We start from the raw sequence: 18,565 nt of genomic DNA, 5'->3' as shown, positions 1-18,565 counted from the left end.
CTCTCGTGCTGGAACCCGGCAACGGAACCGACGCAGGCGGATCCAGTGCAGGGCAATGCGCCGGCGTGTCCGGGACTCGCCGGCACCAGGCACCGGGGTGATGTCTCACCACGGTTTGAAGCGGGATACAGTAAGTCTTGGTTTGTCCCCGACTACACAGGAGCACCGCATGCTCACCAGCCTCTTTACCGACCACTATGAGCTGACCATGCTGCAGGCCTCACTGGCGTCCGGGGCCGCGCACCGTCCCAGCGTGTTCGAGGCCTTCGCCCGCCGCCTGCCGGATGGACGTCGCTACGGAGTGGTCGCCGGCACCGGCCGGCTGCTGGAGGGGCTGGCGAACTTCCGCTTCGAAGACGAACAGCTGAAGTTCCTTTCCGACAACAAGGTCGTGAACAAGGAGACCCTGGACTACCTGGAGAACTTCAAGTTCACCGGCAACATCACCGGCTACGCCGAAGGTGAGCTCTATTTCCCCAACTCGCCGCTGCTGACCGTGGAGTCCACGTTCGCCGAGGCCTGCGTCATCGAGACCTTCGTGCTCTCCACGCTGAACCACGATTCGGCCATCGCCTCCGCCGCCTCTCGCATGATCGCCGCCGCCGGCGAGCGCCCCTGCATCGAGATGGGCTCGCGGCGCACCCACGAGGAGGCCGCCGTGGCCGCGGCCCGCGCCGCCGCCATCGCCGGGTTTGACTCCACCTCCAACCTGGAGGCCGGGGCCCGCTACGACATCCCGACCGTGGGCACCAGCGCCCACTCCTTCACACTGCTGCATGAAAGCGAACGCGAGGCGTTCCAGGCACAGGTCGATGCCCTGGGCGTGGACACCACGCTGCTGGTGGACACCTACGACGTTGAGCAGGGCGTGCGCACCGCGGTGGAGGTCGCCGGCGCCGAACTGGGTGCGGTCCGGCTGGACTCCGGGGACCTGGTCCAGCAGGCCACCTGGGTGCGCGAGCTGCTCGATGACCTGGGCAACTGGAACACCAAGATCACCGTCACCAGCGACCTGGACGAGTACGCGATCGCCGCCCTGGCCAGCGCCCCGGTGGACTCCTACGGGGTGGGCACCGCACTGGTCACGGGTTCCGGGCACCCCACCGCCTCCATGGTCTACAAGCTGGTGGCCCGCCAGGACACCTGCGGCGAATGGATCCCGGTGGCCAAGGCCGCCACCAACAAGGCCAGCACCGGCGGACGCAAGAGCGGCGTGCGTCAGCTCAATGAGCGGAACCGTGCGGTCAACGAGATCGTTGTACTGGGTGAACACACCACCGAAGGCCCGGAACGCTTGCTAACCGTCCCGCTGGTCACGCATGGTGAGATTGACGAAAAGTATGTCTCAGCCTCCGGCGTGCAGCTGGCCCGCCAGCGGCACCACGCCTCGATCCAGGAGATGCCAGGCATCGCCCGCAAACTGCAGCGCGGTGAACCGGTGATCCCCACGATCCTCGTGAATGAATAGGAAGCACTATGTCCCGCGCACTGCTGATCATTGACGTACAACCGGACTTCTGCGAAGGCGGCCCGCTGGGCGTGAAGGGCGGCAATGCCGTTGCCTCGGCCATTGCCGCGGATGTGGCCGAACGCCGCGACTCCTACACGGCGATCGCCACCACCCAGGACTGGCACATCGATCCGGGCCGGCATTTCTCTAAGAACCCGAACTACGTGGACACCTGGCCGGTGCACTGCGTGGCCGGGACTCCCGGAGCCGCCCTGCATCCGCAGATCGCCGACCTGGAGGTGGACGGCCACTTCGCCAAGGGCCGGTATTCGGATGGCTATTCGGGCTTCGAGGCCCGGCTGCTGAATCCGGCCGCGGACCTGGAGGACGAATCCGGTCCGCTGCTGCAGGACTGGCTGAAGCAGCGGCAGGTGACCGCGGTGGACGTGGTGGGCATCGCCACCGACCACTGCGTGCGCGCCACCGCGCTGGATGCGGCCAAGGCCGGCTTCGCCACCACCGTGATCACCCCGCTGACCGCGGCGGTCTCCCCCGAGAACCTGCCGAGCCTTTACAGCGAACTGCGTGAATCCGGGGTCACCGTACTGACCCTGGGCTAGAAACCGGATCGGAACACGAACATTGACAAAGAGGAAGAGGCCGCCGTGGCGGCCTCTTCCTCTTTGGTTTGGGTGCGGTGTTCCGCTCCTGCCGGGACTGCGGTCACCGCTGGCTACTTGCGCCCGACGAACCAGTCCTGCAGCTTCTCAATGCGGGCGCGCAGCTGGTCCGCGTTGGCCTGCGGCACGGCCGGGCCACCGCAGACGCTGCGCAGCTTCGTGTGGATCTGCGCGTGCGGGGTGCCGGTGCGCGCCGCCCACGCCGAAACGTTCTTGGACAGCTGACTGCGCAGGTCCATCAGCTGGCGGTGGTCGGAAACCGGGGCGGGTTTGGAGGCTCCGCCCTTGATCTGCTTGCTCTGCTGTTCGCGCAGCAGCGCCGAGACCTGTTCGGGCTCCAGCAGCCCGGGGATCCCCAGGAAGCCGAGCTCCTCATCGCTGCCAATGTCCGCGCCGGTGCCGAACTCGCCGCCGTCAAAGAGCACGCGGTCGAATGAGGCCTGGGAGTTCAGCGCCTCAAACTTGTTGCGCACCAGCTCGTCGCTGGCCTTCTCCTCACGGTTGGCTTCCTCCAGGGCCGCGTCATCCAGCCCGTCCTCCACCTTGGAGCCTTCGCGGTCCAGCGCGTGGTCGCGTTCGACCTCCATCTCGTTGGCCAGGGCCATCAGGATCGGCACGGAGGGCAGGAACACGCTGGCCACTTCACCGCGCTTGCGGCTTCGCACGAAGCGGCCGACGGCCTGGGCGAAGAACAGCGGGGTCGAGGTCGAGGTGGCGTACACGCCCACGCACAGCCGGGGCACGTCCACGCCCTCGGACACCATGCGCACCGCCACCATCCAGCGTGAATCTCCTTCGGAGAACTCATCGATCTTCTGCGAGGCGGTGGGGTCATCGGAGAGGATCGTGGTGACCTTCTGCCCGCAGATTGCCTCCAGCTGCTGGGCGTAGGCCTTGGCGTCATCGATGTCGGTGGCGATCACCAGCCCGCCGGCGTCCTTCACGGTGCGCCGCACCTCGGACAGGCGGCGGTCGGCGGCGCGCAGCACCGAGGGGATCCAGTCCCCCGCCGGGTCCAGCGCCGTGCGCCAGGCGTGGGCGGTGATGTCCTTGGTGGCCCCGGCACCGAGCTGGGCCTCCATTTCCTCGCCGGCGGCGGTGCGCCAGCGCATGTTGCCCGAGTAGGCCATGAACAGCACCGGGCGCACCACGTGGTCGGTCAGGGCGTTGCCGTAGCCGTAGGTGTAGTCGGCCTTGGAGCGGCGGATCCCGTCCCCCTCGTCCGTGTACTGCACGAACGGGATCGGGGCGGTGTCCGAACGGAACGGGGTACCGGTCAGCGCCAGTCGGCGGGTGGCCGGCTCGAAGGCCTCGCGGATGCCATCGCCCCAGGACAGGGCGTCACCGGCGTGGTGGACCTCGTCCATGATCACCAAGGTGCGCGCGTCCTCGGTCTTGGCCCGGTGCACGGCCGGCTTCTGGGCGACCTGCGCATAGGTGACCACGACCCCGAGGTAGTGATCGCCGTGGCGGCCATCGGAGTTCTTGTAGTTCGGGTCCAGCGCCAGCCCGACACGGCCGGCCGCGTCGGCCCACTGCTTCTTCAGGTGGTCGGTGGGCGCGACCACGATCATCCGGTTGATCTTCTTGGAGTCCACCAGCACCTTGGCCAGGCGCAGCGCGAACGTGGTCTTACCGGCGCCGGGGGTCGCCACCGCCAGGAAGTCCCTGGGTTCGGTGTCGAAGTAGAGGGCGAGCGCCTCGGCCTGCCAGGCACGCAGCTTCGGCCCGGTGCCCCAGGCCGCGCGTTCCGGATATGCCACCGGCAGCTTGTCTTCCAGCGGAAGCTTGTCACCAATGTCGAAAAGTGTGTCGGTCATCTATCCTCTCCCGGCGCGGACCACGAATCTATGCCCAGCAGCCGTGCGGCTGCCGGGCGTGAAGGCAAGGTCGGTTAGTCGCCCTGCATGGATTCGTAGATTTCCTTGCACTCCGGGCAGACCGGGAACTTCTTGGGGTCGCGGCCGGGAGTCCAGACCTTGCCGCACAGGGCGATCACCGGTTCCCCGGACAGGGCCGATTCCATGATCTTTTCCTTGCGCACATAGTGTGCGAAGCGCTCGTGATCGCCGGCCTCAACGTTCTGCTGCGTCTCGGTCCGCTCGATTGTTGCTGTTCCGCCGCGGGTTTCTTGTGACTCTTCAACCATGGCATCCAGTCTAGTACTTTTCGCGCTCCGCCCAAGCCCCCACAGCACGTCCAACTGGTCCTCCGCAGCCCCGGAAATCCGCCCGATTAGCGGTTTGACCTGCCGACTTTCCGGACACCGCGCATGGCTTTGAACACCGTGTGAAGTTCCGGGCACCTGCAGGGGGTTGCGGACATGGCAAAGCCCCGGTAGCCGATGCTGGAGGTGATCCAGCACCGGCGCACCGGGGCTTGGGTGGGGCGCCATGGCCGTCGAGGCCGCTACTTGTTCAGCAGCACCGCCTGCATCAGCTCCGGTAGGCGGGCATCCATCCACTTGCCGCCCACCCGCACACCGATCAACAGCAGGATCCCGCCGTAGACGAATGCGCCGGCCAGGGTCACCCAGCCCAGCGGCTGGATGCCGCCGAAGATCGCAAACAGGTATGGGATCACCAGCGGCAGCAAGAGCAGCCCCATCCCGCCAAAGGTCAGCAGCTGGGTCAACGCCACGCGCACCCCGTTGCCCGGCGGGGTCTTCATCGGGTTCTCCCCCGGCAGCGGGACCGCGTAGGTGTAGCGGGCCGAGACCACCGAGGAGATCGCCAGGGCCACCAGCAGCGCACCGAGCGAGAGGCCCACATCGGCCGGGATGCGCCAGTACTGGTTGGTCAGCGCCCCGGGCAGGATCGCCCCGAGCAGCACCGGCACCAGGCCCACCAGCAGGCAGGCGAGCATGCGCCCGATCCGGTCATCGCGGCCCCGCACCCCGGTGAGCACGTGCAGGGAGAACGCGGTGTTGTCGTAGGAGACGTCGGCGGAGATGGAAAAGCCCATCAGGATCCCGAAGATCGGGCCGAGCAGGAACATCATCGCGTAGCTGCCGGACTGGGAGCCGGCGAAGTAGAAGATCACCGGCAGAACCGGGACCATCAGCACGCCAATCGCGTAGCGCGGGTCCTTCAGCCAATACACCAGCGCCCGGGCGGCGACCGCACCCCACGGGGTGGGCGGCATCCACTTGAAGGGGCCCAGCCCCTTGGCCGAGGCGGCGCGTTGCGGGGCCGGCGCGGTGACCACGGCGTTCGCAGTGGCCCGCAGCAGCAGCCAGTAGAGGACCGCCAGGCACACCAGGCCGTAGAGCAGGTGGCCGATCGCGGCCAGCCACGCGCCCTCGGCGGCCGCCGGGGCGACCGCGCCCAGGGTGCCGAACGGGGTGTAGGCCAACACCGTGGCGACCGGGTCGATCCAGTCAAGGGCGCTGGTCGCCGCCTCGGTGAGCATCCCGATGATCGGCCCCAGGCTCACCAGCAGCAGGAAGAAGATCAGGAACGTGGCCTCGCGGAAACGGCGCTTGGAGCGCAACGCGGTGGCCTGGATGGTCAGGTACTGGCAGCCGAACACCGCCAGCACCGCGGTGCCCAGGTTCGCCACCAGCGCCAGCAGCAGCACGCCCGGATCCAGGCGCCACAGCACGCTGAACCCGGCCATCGCCAGCACCGTGATCAGCGCCGGGATGGAGACGAATCCGGCCAGCACCAGCGCCCTGCCCAGCGTCTTGGGCTCAATGCCGAAGTGCACGAAGCGCTGCGGCTCCAGGGTCAGGTCCACGCCGGTCAGCAGCGGCGGAACAATCGCCCAGCCGATCACCACCAGCGAGCTGGCCAGGATGGAAATGTAGCTCAGCCACTGCAGGTCCGCGGAGAACCAGGCGGCCAGGATCAGCATCGCCACCACGCCCAGGGCGTAGAGCGTACCGATGATCACCCCGACCAGCTGCCAGGTGCTGCGCCGGAAACCGTTGCGCAGCAGGGTCAGCTTTAGTTTGAGGATGTGCGCAACCACGACAGCCCTCCGCCCTGTGCCCGTCCGCCGACCAGGTCCACGAAGCGCTCCTCCAGGCTCATCCCGCCGCGCACCTCATCCACGGTGCCCGAGGCGCGCAGCACCCCGTCGGCGATCACGGCCACGTGCGAGCACATGCGCTGCACCAGGTCCATCACGTGGGAGGAGACGATCACGGTGCCGCCGAACTTCACGTACTCGTTCAGGATGTCCCGGATGTTTGCCGCCGAGACCGGGTCCACCGCCTCGAAGGGCTCATCGAGCACCAGCAGCTTCGGAGAGTGGATCATCGCGGTGGCCAGCGAGATCTTCTTGGTCATCCCCGCGGAGTAGTCCACCACCAGCTTGTCCCCGTCATTGACCAGATCCATGACCCGCAGCAGGTCCTCGGTGCGGGTGGTGACCTCCTCGCGCTCCATCCCGCGCAGCAGCCCCGAGTAGGTGACCAGCTGGCGTCCGGTGAGCCGGTCGAATTGGCGCACCCCGTCGGCCAGCACCCCCATCATCGACTTCGCCTCGCGCGGTTGGGCCCACACGTCCACCCCGTGCACGGCCGCGCTGCCGGCATCAGGGCGCAGCAGCCCGGTGGCCATGGACAGCATGGTGGTCTTGCCGGCGCCGTTCGGGCCGACCAGGCCAAAGAAGGAACCGGCCGGGACGTCCAGGCTGACGTCGTTGACCGCCACCTTGGGGCCAAACTGCTTGGCCAGCGATCTGATGCTCAGTGCGGGGATACTCATGTACCCGAGATTATCAATGGCCCCACCCCGGGCGGATCATCCTTTGGAGTTAAACTTGCGCCCCAATTCCCAAGTGAAAACGAGATTTGATCTTTAAACCCATCCCGCCTTTCCCGTTGGCTTCCACCCGAAATTGACTTACAGAGCAGGCCGGTTTTCCATCGCTGGGACTTACTGGCCCCCAAAAAAGCCCTCCTGACTGGCTCTTTGCATCAATTCAAAACCCAGTAATGGTGATGTAAAGCACACCTGAGGTCAGGAGTGTAAAGCACTCCAAAAGGCTCAAGACCTCAGTAGCTCTAAAGGGCTTATGTACCAGGTGCACATATTTGAAAAGTTTCGACCCATTTAGAACGGCGGTACGACCTTGAACTGGTACCTAGTATGGATCATAGGTTTTTTGGTCCTCCTATTCGCTGTCAGCATCAGATCTTCAAAGACGGTAAAGACAGCCGACGACTATGCGATGGCGGACTTCAAGCTTGGCTTCTTCCCAATCTGCGGCTCTGTTATCGCGACAGTTACGGGTTCAGCAGCGCTGATTGGCGGCTCGGGTAAAGGGTTCGAGATGGGAGTCTCTTACTTCATCACAAGCATCAGCATGATGCTTTTTACTGTGGTAGCGATGCTCGCGCTTGGCCCGGTGATCCGAAAACTTCGCCTGTACACCATCCCCGAGCTGTTCGCTCGGCGTTTCGGTAAGCTCGCCGCGCTGATCCCTGCGCTGATCATCGGTTTCCTCTACATGACTCCAACGTTCGGCATGCAGCTTGTCGGCATGAGTTCAATTTTGAGCTCCATCACTGACCTGCCCGCATTCTGGGGAATCATTATCGGCTTTGCCGTGACCCTCGTGTTCACCCTCATCGGTGGTATGCCCAGTGTCGCGTGGACCGACGCGATCCAGACCATCGTCATATTGGCGGGTGTCGTCATCACTCTCGTAGTCGGTGTTTCATACGCTGGCGGTCCATCAGTCGTCGTGCGCGAAGCCCCGGAAAAATTGCTCAGTTTCGGTAGCATCGGCGGCATAGAACTGATGAACTGGTTCTTGGTTTTCGGGCCCTTCTACATAGTCTGGCAGACCACCTGGCAGCGCTTGACGGCTGCAAAATCCACAAAAGTCGGGATTTCGGGTGTCGTGATCGGTTTTGTTATTTCCGCATTGATCGGTCTCGTCGCAATTTTCATCGGGATCACTGCGGTACAGGTCTTCCCGGAGGGAACTGATCCAGACGCGATCTACACCTCGTTCATCGCGCAGCTGTTCCCTGGCTCTATCGGCGGCCTACTCATGGTCTCCTTGCTTGCCGCACTCTTGACCGGTGCGACTTCATTCCTGCTCAGCGGCGCAATCAACGTCTCCAAGGACATCTACGAGGGTTGGGTCAACCCTAAGGCTGGCGACGCTCAGATCTTGAAGGTCTCCAGGCTATCCGTAGCTTTCATGGCGGTGCTCGGGCTCGTGATAGCTCTTTGGGTGAAGGACGTAATCGGCATTTACCAGGTCGCACTGTCTTTCACTGCCTCGGCTCTCGTAGCACCGGTGCTCGCTGCCATGTTTTGGAAGCGCGCGACCAAGGCGGGCGTCATGGCCAGCACCATTGGGGCGCTGGTAGTTTCCTTGGCATGGCGAATAGCAGGTACGCCATTTGGACTCCACGAAATCGCGCCCGGCCTTCTGGCATCTGGGACGCTGCTGATTGTTGTCAGCCTGATGACTAAACACTCTGAGGATGAGACCGTTATTGCTTACTTCCAAGCGTTCCGACGCGGACTCCCACTGAGCAGCAAGACTCCCGTCAAGGGTGAAGTGACTTCAGCTGCAGAGGCGATACTCAGCGAAAGCGAGCAGTCCCATGCTATGGATCCTACAGAGAGCGGCACCTCAGGTTCCCTGAACTCCGACCCGACTCATGATTCCCCGGCCAAGTCGCCATCAAAGTTGAACGAGCGATGAACCAGACTACGAAGTAGCAATCCCGATCAGTTCCCCACCGGAAAGGAACACAATGGAACGTACAGTAATCTACCCAGCTCGAATCGTCCGTACTATGGACCCCGCACGGCCAGTAGCCGAAGCTGTCGCTATACGTGGCGACCGAATTCGTGCAGTGGGAACAGTGACAGAACTGAAAGAGTACCCCGGGGCCGTCGTAGATGAACGTTACTCAGATTCGGCTCTCCTACCTGGCTTTGTGGAGGCGCATAGTCACGCGGGCTCGGGAAACGTCTGGGCCAACACCTACGTGGGATACATGGATCGGATCGACCCTGATGGACGACGCTGGCCCGGGTGTCGGACCGTCGATGAGATTCTAGAACGGCTTAGAGAGGCCGAGGCAGAATTGCACGCTCCCGACGAATTACTCATGGCTTGGGGACTCGACCCCATTTACTTCCCGGACCAGCCGCTGGCGGCTGAACAACTCGATATGGTGTCATCCAACCGGCCTATTTACGTTTCTCACACAAACGGGCACGTCTGCGCGGTCAATAGCGTAGTCCTCGAACGTTTCGGCATAAATCAGTCGACGAGGGTTGATGGCGTGGTCAAGAATGAGAATGGTGATCCGACAGGCGAACTGCAAGAGTTCGCAGCGATGGGTCTCGTTGCAGAATTAACTGAGGGTCGCGGCGTTCTCAATACCAACACTGAGGCACTAATCCGATTCGCGCAGGAAGGGGTGAACACCGGAACGACGACGCTCACAGACCTGGGCACGACAGCGCTAATGGACGATGAGGGTGTCGACCTGTATGAGTCGGTAGTTCGCGACGATTACCCTGCAAGGCTCAATGTCTTCCACTTTGGCGCCGGAATCGGTCAACCTACCCTCTCTTTGCAGGAGGCTGCGGACCGGCTTGTGCATCTTCGCGACGAATCGACAGGAAAACTTCGCTTCGGAAACGTCAAACTCATGCTGGACGGATCCATTCAAGGTTTCACTGCACGGCTACTCGCGCCTGGCTACTATCGAGATCAGCCTAACGGGATCTGGAACATTAGCCCGGAAGAATTCAAGGCAGCGTTCGAGACATTCCACCGCGCAGGCCTGCTGGTTCACGTTCACTGCAACGGCGACCAGACAACTCAGCTGTTCCTTGACATACTCGAAGAGATTCTCACGAGCTACCCGCGGCCCGACCATCGTCATACCTGCACCCATTCTCAGATGACCACGGCGGCGCAGTATCGGCGGATGGCAGCGCTTGGAGCCTGCGCGAACATCTTTGCCAATCACATCTGGGCGTGGGGTGATCAGCATATTGATGTGACTGTTGGTCCCGACAGAGCGGCACGAATGAATGCAGCAGCGACCGCGCTGCGAACCGGGGTGCCGATTTCCTTGCATTCGGATACACCAGTAACGCCTTTGGGACCACTGCAAGCCGTAAAACATGCCGTTACACGAAAAACCGTCTCGGGACGTGTAATGGGCGAATTCGAGAAGATCGGAGTGCAAGAAGCACTCGAAGCCGTGACCATCGGTGGCGCCTACATGCTGAAGATGGACCACGAAGTAGGTTCCATTGAATCCGGTAAGTTTGCGGATCTAGCGGTCTTGGCGGAGGATCCCTTTGATGTTGAGGCGGAACGCATAGGTGACATCCGGGTCCTGGGAACTGTAGTCGGTGGGCAACACTTCAAGACGAAGGTTGCAGCACCGGCAGAAGCACTGGCACCATGACGGCAAAGTTGGCGATCATCAGTGGTTATCTAGGATCTGGAAAATCGACGCTCGTGAATCGCTTGTTAGGCGGTGTTCTGCCCGGGCGTACTGCCGTCGTAGTAAACGATTTTGGTTCAATCAATATCGATGCCGATCTCATTTCGTCCGCGGACGAGGACACGATTGAGCTAACGAACGGCTGCATCTGTTGCCAGATAAATGACGATGCTTCGCGCGTTATGTCCAAACTTGCTGAACGCGCGGATCTTGACAACGTTCTGTGCGAAGTCAGCGGTGTCGGTGACCCTAGGCAAATTGCCCAATGGCGCACCTTTCCCGGCTTCACACGCGGGCCTCTCGTCGTCTGCGCAGACGCCACGGCTCTCCCGCGCTTATTGAAAAACGAATACGTCGGCGATACGGTCTCACGGCAGCTTGCGCGCGCCGAAACGGTCTTGATCACCAAGACGGATGTCGCTCTGCCCCGTGACATCAGCAAGACGGAGGAAGCCTGTCGTCGAGCTGCACCCAACGCGCTTATTTTCATACAGGAAAGTACTGATCCTGGGAAAACGGCACTCGAGGTATTTGGTCCTGCACAGAATGACGCCTCTGCCCGCTACACGGACGAAAGCCCGAAGCAAAACAAGGGTGCTGAGGCCTTAGCCCATCAAACACGACATGCTTCTGTCACTGTCGATCTCCCGAAGCCCCTCGACATTGATGTTCTAGTCAGCTTTTTGTCATCACAGTCCGCGCTCCTTATGCGGGCTAAAGGGATTGCCCTCGACAAGGCGGGCAGCTGGCAGGAAGTCCAATTAGCCGGGCGCCAAGTTACAGTGAGGCCACATGGCTCACAGAAGCGACGGCCAGAATCCTCGGCGATGGTGATGATCGCTGCAGGACCGAACGCCGAGGGGATAGTGCACGAAGCCGAGGCAGAGCTGAAACAACTTAACAGATAGTGGCAGCTACTTCTAGTTGGGATTGCCAGCCTCTAGACCAATGCTTCGACTTCTGGGAGCGTTCTCGCGTGACCAAAACAAGCATTAGTGGTGAGTGTCTGGTTCCATCGCTTACGGAAAGCAAGAACCGCGAGTGCAGATGTCGCACTCGCGGTTCTTACTTTGCCGACGAGGTGGTTTAGAAGAGCACGCGGGCCAGCTTCTGGCGGGAGGCGGCGACCCGCGGGTCGCTGTTGCCCACCACGGCGTACAGCTCGATCAGCCGGCGCCGGACCCGTTCGCGGTCCTCGTCATGCAGCCGGGAGATCAGGTTCACCAGCCGGGAGAAGGCGTCCTCCACGTGCCCGCCGGCCACATCCATGTCCGCCACCTCCAGCTGGGCGTTGATGTCATCCGGGGACTGGGCCGCGGCCTGGCGCACCTGGTTCAGGTCCTTGCCCTGGGTGCGCGAGAGCAGGCGCACCTGGTACAAACCCACCTGCGCCTCGTGGTCGTTGGGCTTCTCGTTCAGCGCCTGGGTGTAGGCGGCCTCCGCGGCGGCGAAGTCCCCCGCATCGATCGCGTCCATGGCCTTCTGGTGCAGCGGCGGCAGCGCCGGCTCCTCTGTGCCCGCGGCGCCAAACGGCGGCACGGTCCCGCCCATCCCCTGCTGCGCGGCCAGCTCCAGCAGCTGGGCCAGGACCTGCTCGATCTGCTCGGCCGGGGCGGTGCCCTGGAACAGCGGGACCGGCTGGCCCTTGACCAGCGCGACCACCATCGGGATCTGCTGGACCTGGAAGGCCTGGGCGATCTGCGGGTGCGCCTCCGCATCCACCACGCCCAGCACCATCTTCCCGCCCTGGCGGTCGACCAGGGTGCCCAGGATCTTGTCCAGCTCCACCGAGGCGGCCAGGCGCGCGGCGCCCAGCGACACCAGCGCCGGGACCTGCTGGGACAGGCCCACGAACTGCTGGAACCCGGCCTCATCGAGCTGGGTGGTCCAGCTGCCGGCGGCGGCGGCCGGGATCTGCTCGGCCTGCTGGGCCGCAGCGGCCAGGTCGGTCAAATCCACGGCCCCGCGGGCCGAGGGGATATTCTGTTCGCTCATTAGCTCTCCTTCACCTGCTTGACATCCAGCAGTACGACTTCGCCGGCGATCAGGGAAATCTTGTCCTTCGAATCCCCGGCAGGAATGTAGAACATCACGGGTTCAGCGTAGCGGATCTGCACGTCCCCGGTGCTGGAGCTGCTGCCCAGCAGCTTGCGGGTCAGCTCATCGGCGCCCTTGAGCGGGTCGCTGTCCTCGGTGCGCTTGAACGTGGTGGTCGAGTTGATCAGCCCGGTCACGATCGCCCCGCCGTCCGGGGTGGAGAGCACCATGGTGTCCTTGGCGCTGGGCTTGCGCTCGTACTTCACGTCGGCCTCGTTGGCCTTGTCCTTCTCCGACTTCTGTCCGGCGTGCACCGCCTTGATGAACTCGGATTCGGCGAACTTCCCGGCCTGCTTGGACTTCGGGTTGGTCAGCACGTCGGCCAGCTGGTTCATGGCGTCCTGCGGCTTGGTGTTCAGCCCCTCGGCGTCCGCGCCCAGCTGCTTCACCGACGGGTCGCCCACCGCGATGCCCGGGAAGGAGGCGCCGGGCAGCATCTGCGAGGCGAAGACGACCTTGTAGTTATCCCGCGCGTTCTCCTGGCGCAGGGTGATGGCGATCGGCAGCGTGTTCGGGTCCTGGTCCTTGGCGGTGACCACGTTGATCACGCGCGGGAACTTGGCCTCGGAGGTGTTGGGCACCGCGGCGGAGCGGATGACGTCGGTGGCCAGCTTCGTCGGCTCGGCGACCTTCACGTCCTTCTTCAGGATCTCGTAGCGGCTGGAGCGGATGGACTTGAAGGCCCCGGCGGTGCGGGCGTCCAGATCCTTGGCGTTGTGCGAGTCATCGGCCTTGCCGACCTGCTTCTTCACATCCTCCAGGATGCGGTTCAGCTGTTCCTCGGTGACCACGGGGAAGGTGGTGGCGGTCTGCTCCTCGGGCGTGGCCGAGGCGGACTGCTCGGCGGCCGCGTCGCTGGCCTGTTCGCTGGGGGTTGCGCTTTCGGCGTCCTGGGGGCTGGCGGACTCATCGCTCGGGGCGGCCGGGATCAGCACCCCGGACAGGCCCAGGGACAGGGCGGCAACCAGGGCCAGCGAGTTGTGGGTGTTCACCCGGCGCGCCGGGCGCTTGGCGGCGGGGCGCACCAGCAGGAAGGCCAGGCCCACCACGATCAGCAGCGAACCGATGATGATCAGCGGCAGCGCCCAGGGCATGGTGGCGGTGTTCGCGTAGGTGACCGAGATCTTCGCCGGGGCGGCCTGCTTGCCGTCGGCGGCCAGCAGCAGCGACCAGGAGCCGCTATCCGGCGCGGTCCAGCGGTAGGTCATCTTCCCGTCGGCCTGCTGGGAGTCAAAGAAGATGTCCCCGCCGGCCGGGTTGGGCACCTCGGCCTTGCCGTCGACCAGCTCGGCCTGCAGGCGGTGGTTCACCCGGTCGATGCCGGTCAGTGAGACGTGTTTGGCATCGCCCACCCAGGCCTCCACGTCATAGCTGCGGCCCAGCGAGGCGGTGAACTCCCCCTCGGATTCGATCTGCAGCTCCACCGGGGCGATGTCCGCGTCGTTGATCGACGGCTCGATCACCGTCAACGGCGCGCTGCCGTCGAATTCGGGCATGGAGGCAGTCACCGTTTCGGGCGGCGCCCAAAACGTCTTCTGTCCGATGCCGATGAACAGGGCCACGGCCCCGATCAGCATCGCGATCACCGGTAGTATTTTTCGCACGGCTTCACCCATTCGCATCACGGTCACAAGGTCTTCGACTCAAGTCTAACGAGTGGATCGTGGACTTGGTTCCTGACGCGGATTGTGAGGATGCTCAAACCGCGTGCGGGCTCGGACCCGCAACATCCATCCTGACCGCCCCGGCTGGGGGTAAGCTCAAAGCCATGAACCCGCAGCCTGATTCCGAGCCGCACCAGGACGAGCCGGCGCCGCGTCCGGCCACCGAGGTGTCTGCCCGCGAGGTCGTCGCCGGCGGCAGCCGGATGCGCCACTTTGGCCGCCGAATCACCCAATTGCTCAGCGCCCCGGCACGCAATCCCGCGTTGGGTGACGAACCCGACGTGGACGGCGAGCAGCAAAGCGAATCGCTGGAGGTCATGCATCCGGTTGCCCTTGGCTTCCTAGCCACCCTCGGTGTGGGGTTGGCGCTGCTGGGATACTACCTGCTGACCAACGTGGGTTCGCTGATCACCTGGATCGTGATCGCGATGTTCATCGCACTGGGCCTGGATCCTATCGTCCGTTTCCTGGTGCGCCACGGCTTCACCCGCCCGCTGGCGGTGCTGAGCACCATGGTGGGGATCTTTGCGGTCTTTGGCGGCTTCATGGCGGTGATCATCCCGACCCTGGTCACCCAGATCACGCAGTTCATCGAAAGTGCACCACAGATCATCGATGATTTTCTGAACAGTGACTTGGTCTCCCAGCTGGACCGGCAGTACCAGGTCACGGAGCGAATCAACGATGAGGTGGACAAGTTCTTCGGGGATTCCGGGGCGGTAACCAACGTCTTCGGTGGGGTGCTCGGCGTTTCCCAAACCGTGGCCCAGTCCATGTTCGGGATCCTAATCGTGCTCGTGCTGGCCGTCTACTTCCTGGCCTCCATGCCCGGGATCATGGCCTTCTCCCTGCGCCTGGCCCCACGCTCCAAGCGCCAGAGGGTGGGCGAGCTGATGAACCGGATCACCCGCAGCGTCGGCAATTACGTGATCGGCCAAGCCTCGGTGGCGATCCTGAACTCGCTGGTGGCGCTGACCCTGATGACCATCCTGGGTGTGCCCTTCGCCGCGTTGCTGACCCTCGTGGTGGCGATGCTGGCGTTCATCCCGCTGGTCGGGGCCGTCATCGCTGGGGTGCTGGTCACCACACTGACCCTCACCCTGGGCTGGCAGAGCGCGTTGATCTACGGCATCTGCTACTTCGGCTACCTGCAGATCGAGGCGTACATCGTCTCCCCGCGCATCATGCACAAGGCGGTGGCGGTGCCCGGCGCGGTGGCGGTGATCTCGGTGATCGCCGGCGGTTCACTGGCCGGGATCACCGGCGCGCTGATGGCCATTCCCACCGCCGCGGCGGCCATGATCCTGCTGCGCGAGGTGTTCATCGCGCGCCAGGACAGGCTTTAAAACTCTAGAGCGCCAGGCCCAGCCACAATCCGAGTCCGGCCGCGAGCACCGTGGCCAGCAGCGTGCCCAACGCGTTGCCAAGCGTGGCCAGCACTCGGCCCTGACGCAGCAGGCGCACCGTTTCCACGCTGGCGGTGGAGAAAGTCGTATAGCCGCCAAGGAACCCGGTGCCCAGGATCAGCCGCCAGGTCTCGGGCAGCAGGTGGCCCATTGCCAGCCCGGTGATGAGGCCCAGCACCAGGGATCCGCTCAGATTAATCAGGATCGTGCCCCACGGCAGCGTGCCGCGCCAGCGCACGGCGATCCACTCCACCAGCACAAAGCGGCTGACCGCCCCCAGTCCCCCGGCCAGGGCCAAGAGCACAAACTGGATCACATCCATCTCACTGCCCCCGTTCCGGATCGGCGGCCCCGTCCGGTTCCCCACTGGCCGATCGTCCATGCCGGGTGCTGGAGCGGCGGATCGTGGCGGAAAGGATGATCCCGGCGGCCGCCGCCAGGAAGCCGAGCACCACGGAGCCCAGCGCGTAGGCCAGACCGGCCAGCGGGCTGTTACCGCCCAGCAGCAGGGCCGTGTCCACGGCCAGGGCACTGTAGGTTGTGAACCCGCCCATGAAGCCGGTTCCCACCAGCAGCCGCCAGACCCGGTGCCGGCGTTGTTCGCTGCTGTGCTGCGCGAGGAACTCAAGCAGCAACCCGAGCAGGAAGGCGCCGAGCACGTTGATGGCAAGGATGGTGTACGGCACCGAATCCACCGGCGGGAAGAGCAGGGCAAGGCCCTGCCGGCTGGCGGTACCGAGCGCCCCGCCAAGAAAAACCAACAACAGCGGGACCAGGCGGGCCGAGTGTGGTGTACGTACAGGCTTCGGCGTCGTGGAATTCATGCCTTCTCCCCCACTGGGTGGACGCACGGTGCATGGCGCGCGGATAACCGCCACCCGGCAGCCGTGGCACATTCGGGGCTGCAAAGTGTGACGCTCATCGTGGATCTCCTACCTTTCGGGCACAGTGGTGCTGCTGAGGTAGGGACCGTTGTCGCAACGGGTGCGAGGTTGGGTACGGCGGGCCCCACCGCCGTGATGCCGGGCATCGCTTTCATTCTGGCACAAGGCCATGGTGCGCAGGAACTCCACTAACACCATCAGTAACGGTAGGAGCGGATCTCCCAGCACCGTTCATGCCAGTGCCGCCGCGCCGCCGCCGAGGCCTCGTCACCGGACCAGTGATCGGCTCGCCAGGCCACCAGGTGCGAGACCCCCACGCCGATCACGCGGTGGCAGCCCGGGCAGGTGTAGGTCTTGGACGCGGACAGCGGGCTGATCTTGCGCACATGCCACTGCCCATCCGGGGCATCCTGCAGGCGCACCACCCCGTAGCGGGCCCGTTCGACCCAGTCCTCCTCATACTGCGGCGGCCCGGAAGGCTGGCGCGACGTGGTGTTGCGCGACCTTCCATTGCGGCGGGGACGGTTAGAACGGGGCATGGCTCCATCATGCCGCATGGCAGCAAGCCGGTTCCAGCCGAGCGCTCACACCACCGGCGGACACCACCGGATACCTGCGTCACACGCTGCCTGCATCCGGCGCGGCCAGCAGGTAGTGTTGTGTGGGTGCGTTTAGTTGTTGCAAAGTGTTCCGTGGATTATGCCGGGCGTCTGCGTGCCCACCTGCCCCTGGCCAAGCGCCTGATCATGGTCAAGGCCGACGGATCGGTGTTGATCCACTCGGACGGCGGCAGCTACAAGCCGCTGAACTGGATGAACCCGCCGCTGACCATGCACGTGCAGGAGCCGGCCCCCGAACTGGCCGAGGAAGGCGTCACCGAGGTGTGGCGCCTGGCCGCGGCGAAGAGCGATGACACGCTGACCATCCACTTCCACCAGATCGAGCACGACTCGGCCCACGAGCTGGGCACCGACCCGGGCCTGATCAAGGACGGGGTGGAAGCCGACCTGCAGCGCCTGCTGGCCGAACAGATCGACCTGCTCGGCGACGGGCACACCCTGATCCGCCGCGAGTACATGACCGCGATCGGCCCGGTGGACATCCTGGCGCGCGACGGCGCCGGGGCCACGGTGGCCGTGGAGCTCAAGCGCCGCGGGGACATCGACGGGGTCGAACAGCTCACCCGCTACCTGGAACTGCTCAACCGCGACCCGCTGCTCAAGCCGGTCACCGGCATTTTCGCCGCCCAACAGATCAAGCCGCAGGCCCGCACGTTGGCCGAGGACCGGGGCATCCGCTGCCTGGTGCTCGACTACGACGCGATGCGCGGCGTGGACGACTCGGCCGGGCGGCTGTTCTAGGTTCAAGGCAAGTCCCGTCTACCCGCCCGGCCACCAAAGCCCGGCAACCATTGCCACAACGGCAATTCCCAGACATGCCAGCCCGGCAGCGAAGAGCATCGCCAGCGATCTGCGGTCACGGCGCGGATCAATTATTTGAAAGCTTGCCTCGGTTTGCTCGACCCTTCGCATGGTCATTCGAAGATCCTCATCGGCTTCCTGGGCCATGAGATAGGCACATCCAAGGCCCAGCACGGCAAGGACGACAGACGTAATGGACAGCGATGTCACCTGCCACGGAGCGTGCGACAAGCGTGTCCCGCCCAACCCCAGAACCACCAACAAGCCACCAGAAAGACTGATCAGGCTCGTGCAGATCTTCTTCTGGCGTTCGTACTGCATCAGTCTGGCGTATACCCATTCGGGGTGGTTTACGGTCACTACCCGCTCCAATCCTTGGTGAAAGAACGCTCCAGCTATCCCGCGATGGACCACAGCGATAAACCGCTGCGCTCCAGCCATCGAAACTGGCGCACGGTAGCCAGCGTACCCAGCAATCTCGGGTTCATCGCTGTGGTACCGCGTGCAGGGATTATGCACG

At 64.0% G+C, this 18,565-nt stretch carries 17 protein-coding genes; 7 read left to right on the top strand and 10 right to left on the bottom strand.

All coding sequences use genetic code 11. The annotated features are described in order from the left end of the window. Nucleotides 1-169 precede the first annotated feature (169 nt). On the top strand, nt 170-1,468 hold the full coding sequence (locus AC6I21_RS05625) for a nicotinate phosphoribosyltransferase (protein ID WP_497763165.1): 1,299 nt from the start codon (nt 170-172) through the stop codon (nt 1,466-1,468). 8 nt (nt 1,469-1,476) lie between these two features. Next, nucleotides 1,477-2,070, top strand: a complete 594-nt coding sequence (locus AC6I21_RS05620) for an isochorismatase family protein (RefSeq protein WP_497763164.1) — start codon at nt 1,477-1,479, stop codon at nt 2,068-2,070. Between the two features lie 113 nt (nt 2,071-2,183). Here AC6I21_RS05620 and AC6I21_RS05615 read toward each other — a convergent pair whose 3' ends face one another. The 4 genes from AC6I21_RS05615 to AC6I21_RS05600 all read right to left on the bottom strand — a co-directional run bounded on the left by AC6I21_RS05615 (nt 2,184) and on the right by AC6I21_RS05600 (nt 6,842). Beyond that, entirely contained in the window at nt 2,184-3,950 is a 1,767-nt protein-coding gene (locus AC6I21_RS05615) for a DEAD/DEAH box helicase (RefSeq protein WP_497763163.1), read from the bottom strand. A 74-nt stretch (nt 3,951-4,024) separates the two neighbouring features. Continuing rightward, entirely contained in the window at nt 4,025-4,279 is a 255-nt protein-coding gene (locus AC6I21_RS05610; protein ID WP_054821750.1) for a DUF3039 domain-containing protein, read from the bottom strand. Nucleotides 4,280-4,539: 260 nt separating this feature from the next. After that, nucleotides 4,540-6,102: a transporter gene (locus AC6I21_RS05605; RefSeq protein WP_497763162.1), complete on the bottom strand. Its 1,563-nt coding sequence runs from the start codon at nt 6,100-6,102 to the stop codon at nt 4,540-4,542. Then, entirely contained in the window at nt 6,078-6,842 is a 765-nt protein-coding gene (locus AC6I21_RS05600; RefSeq protein WP_138173052.1) for an ABC transporter ATP-binding protein, read from the bottom strand. Before AC6I21_RS05600 ends, AC6I21_RS05605 begins: the two co-directional genes overlap by 25 nt. Nucleotides 6,843-7,308: 466 nt before the next feature. Here AC6I21_RS05600 and AC6I21_RS05595 point away from each other — a divergent pair, with 466 nt between their 5' ends. The 3 genes from AC6I21_RS05595 to AC6I21_RS05585 are packed head-to-tail and all read left to right on the top strand — an operon-like array spanning nt 7,309 to nt 11,481. Then, a complete protein-coding gene (locus AC6I21_RS05595) occupies nt 7,309-8,802 on the top strand; it encodes a sodium:solute symporter family protein (protein WP_212743846.1) in 1,494 nt (497 codons plus the stop codon). 52 nt (nt 8,803-8,854) lie between these two features. Then, nucleotides 8,855-10,534 carry an amidohydrolase gene (locus AC6I21_RS05590; RefSeq protein WP_138173048.1) on the top strand — a complete coding sequence of 560 codons (1,680 nt, stop codon included), beginning with the start codon at nt 8,855-8,857 and terminating at the stop codon, nt 10,532-10,534. Then, nucleotides 10,531-11,481 carry a CobW family GTP-binding protein gene (locus AC6I21_RS05585; RefSeq protein WP_138173046.1) on the top strand — a complete coding sequence of 317 codons (951 nt, stop codon included), beginning with the start codon at nt 10,531-10,533 and terminating at the stop codon, nt 11,479-11,481. The genes AC6I21_RS05590 and AC6I21_RS05585 overlap by 4 nt, the downstream gene beginning before the upstream one ends. A 178-nt stretch (nt 11,482-11,659) precedes the next feature. Here AC6I21_RS05585 and AC6I21_RS05580 read toward each other — a convergent pair whose 3' ends face one another. Then, complete coding sequence (locus AC6I21_RS05580; RefSeq protein ID WP_138173044.1) at nt 11,660-12,568, bottom strand: tetratricopeptide repeat protein; 909 nt, start codon at nt 12,566-12,568, stop codon at nt 11,660-11,662. Beyond that, nucleotides 12,568-14,274 carry a DUF8094 domain-containing protein gene (locus AC6I21_RS05575; RefSeq protein WP_497763161.1) on the bottom strand — a complete coding sequence of 569 codons (1,707 nt, stop codon included), beginning with the start codon at nt 14,272-14,274 and terminating at the stop codon, nt 12,568-12,570. The genes AC6I21_RS05580 and AC6I21_RS05575 overlap by 1 nt, the downstream gene beginning before the upstream one ends. Nucleotides 14,275-14,438: 164 nt before the next feature. Between AC6I21_RS05575 and AC6I21_RS05570 the strand changes: the two genes are divergently transcribed. Continuing rightward, nucleotides 14,439-15,680: an AI-2E family transporter gene (locus AC6I21_RS05570; RefSeq protein WP_138173040.1), complete on the top strand. Its 1,242-nt coding sequence runs from the start codon at nt 14,439-14,441 to the stop codon at nt 15,678-15,680. Nucleotides 15,681-15,684: 4 nt separating this feature from the next. Here the strand turns inward: AC6I21_RS05570 and crcB are convergent, their stop codons facing one another. The 3 genes from crcB to AC6I21_RS05555 form a co-directional block, all read right to left on the bottom strand. Beyond that, on the bottom strand, nt 15,685-16,062 hold the full coding sequence (gene crcB, locus AC6I21_RS05565; protein ID WP_138173038.1) for a fluoride efflux transporter CrcB: 378 nt from the start codon (nt 16,060-16,062) through the stop codon (nt 15,685-15,687). 1 nt (nt 16,063) lies between these two features. Then, a complete protein-coding gene (locus AC6I21_RS05560; protein ID WP_138173036.1) occupies nt 16,064-16,564 on the bottom strand; it encodes a fluoride efflux transporter FluC in 501 nt (166 codons plus the stop codon). A 257-nt stretch (nt 16,565-16,821) separates the two neighbouring features. Beyond that, complete coding sequence (locus AC6I21_RS05555; RefSeq protein ID WP_138173034.1) at nt 16,822-17,163, bottom strand: Rv1322 family protein; 342 nt, start codon at nt 17,161-17,163, stop codon at nt 16,822-16,824. Between the two features lie 126 nt (nt 17,164-17,289). Between AC6I21_RS05555 and nucS the strand changes: the two genes are divergently transcribed. Then, nucleotides 17,290-17,985, top strand: coding sequence for an endonuclease NucS (gene nucS, locus AC6I21_RS05550; protein ID WP_138173032.1), 696 nt, complete (start codon nt 17,290-17,292; stop codon nt 17,983-17,985). 18 nt (nt 17,986-18,003) lie between these two features. Here nucS and AC6I21_RS05545 read toward each other — a convergent pair whose 3' ends face one another. Beyond that, nucleotides 18,004-18,405, bottom strand: a complete 402-nt coding sequence (locus tag AC6I21_RS05545; protein WP_497763160.1) for a hypothetical protein — start codon at nt 18,403-18,405, stop codon at nt 18,004-18,006. Between the last annotated feature and the right edge of the window lie 160 nt (nt 18,406-18,565).

This window comes from Glutamicibacter sp. St.4D3 (assembly GCF_059728615.1).
This window is presented reverse-complemented; position numbering and strand designations above follow the sequence as displayed.

Coding starts and splice junctions, on each gene's coding strand:
- AC6I21_RS05625 (WP_497763165.1), top strand. CDS start 170: ATGCTCACCAGCCTCTTTACCGACCACTATGAGCTGACCATGCTGCAG.
- AC6I21_RS05560 (WP_138173036.1), bottom strand. CDS start 16,564: ATGAATTCCACGACGCCGAAGCCTGTACGTACACCACACTCGGCCCGC.
- crcB (WP_138173038.1), bottom strand. CDS start 16,062: ATGGATGTGATCCAGTTTGTGCTCTTGGCCCTGGCCGGGGGACTGGGG.
- AC6I21_RS05595 (WP_212743846.1), top strand. CDS start 7,309: ATGGCGGACTTCAAGCTTGGCTTCTTCCCAATCTGCGGCTCTGTTATC.
- AC6I21_RS05615 (WP_497763163.1), bottom strand. CDS start 3,950: ATGACCGACACACTTTTCGACATTGGTGACAAGCTTCCGCTGGAAGAC.
- AC6I21_RS05610 (WP_054821750.1), bottom strand. CDS start 4,279: ATGGTTGAAGAGTCACAAGAAACCCGCGGCGGAACAGCAACAATCGAG.
- AC6I21_RS05570 (WP_138173040.1), top strand. CDS start 14,439: ATGAACCCGCAGCCTGATTCCGAGCCGCACCAGGACGAGCCGGCGCCG.
- AC6I21_RS05620 (WP_497763164.1), top strand. CDS start 1,477: ATGTCCCGCGCACTGCTGATCATTGACGTACAACCGGACTTCTGCGAA.
- AC6I21_RS05600 (WP_138173052.1), bottom strand. CDS start 6,842: ATGAGTATCCCCGCACTGAGCATCAGATCGCTGGCCAAGCAGTTTGGC.
- AC6I21_RS05585 (WP_138173046.1), top strand. CDS start 10,531: ATGACGGCAAAGTTGGCGATCATCAGTGGTTATCTAGGATCTGGAAAA.
- AC6I21_RS05590 (WP_138173048.1), top strand. CDS start 8,855: ATGGAACGTACAGTAATCTACCCAGCTCGAATCGTCCGTACTATGGAC.
- AC6I21_RS05580 (WP_138173044.1), bottom strand. CDS start 12,568: ATGAGCGAACAGAATATCCCCTCGGCCCGCGGGGCCGTGGATTTGACC.
- AC6I21_RS05555 (WP_138173034.1), bottom strand. CDS start 17,163: ATGCCCCGTTCTAACCGTCCCCGCCGCAATGGAAGGTCGCGCAACACC.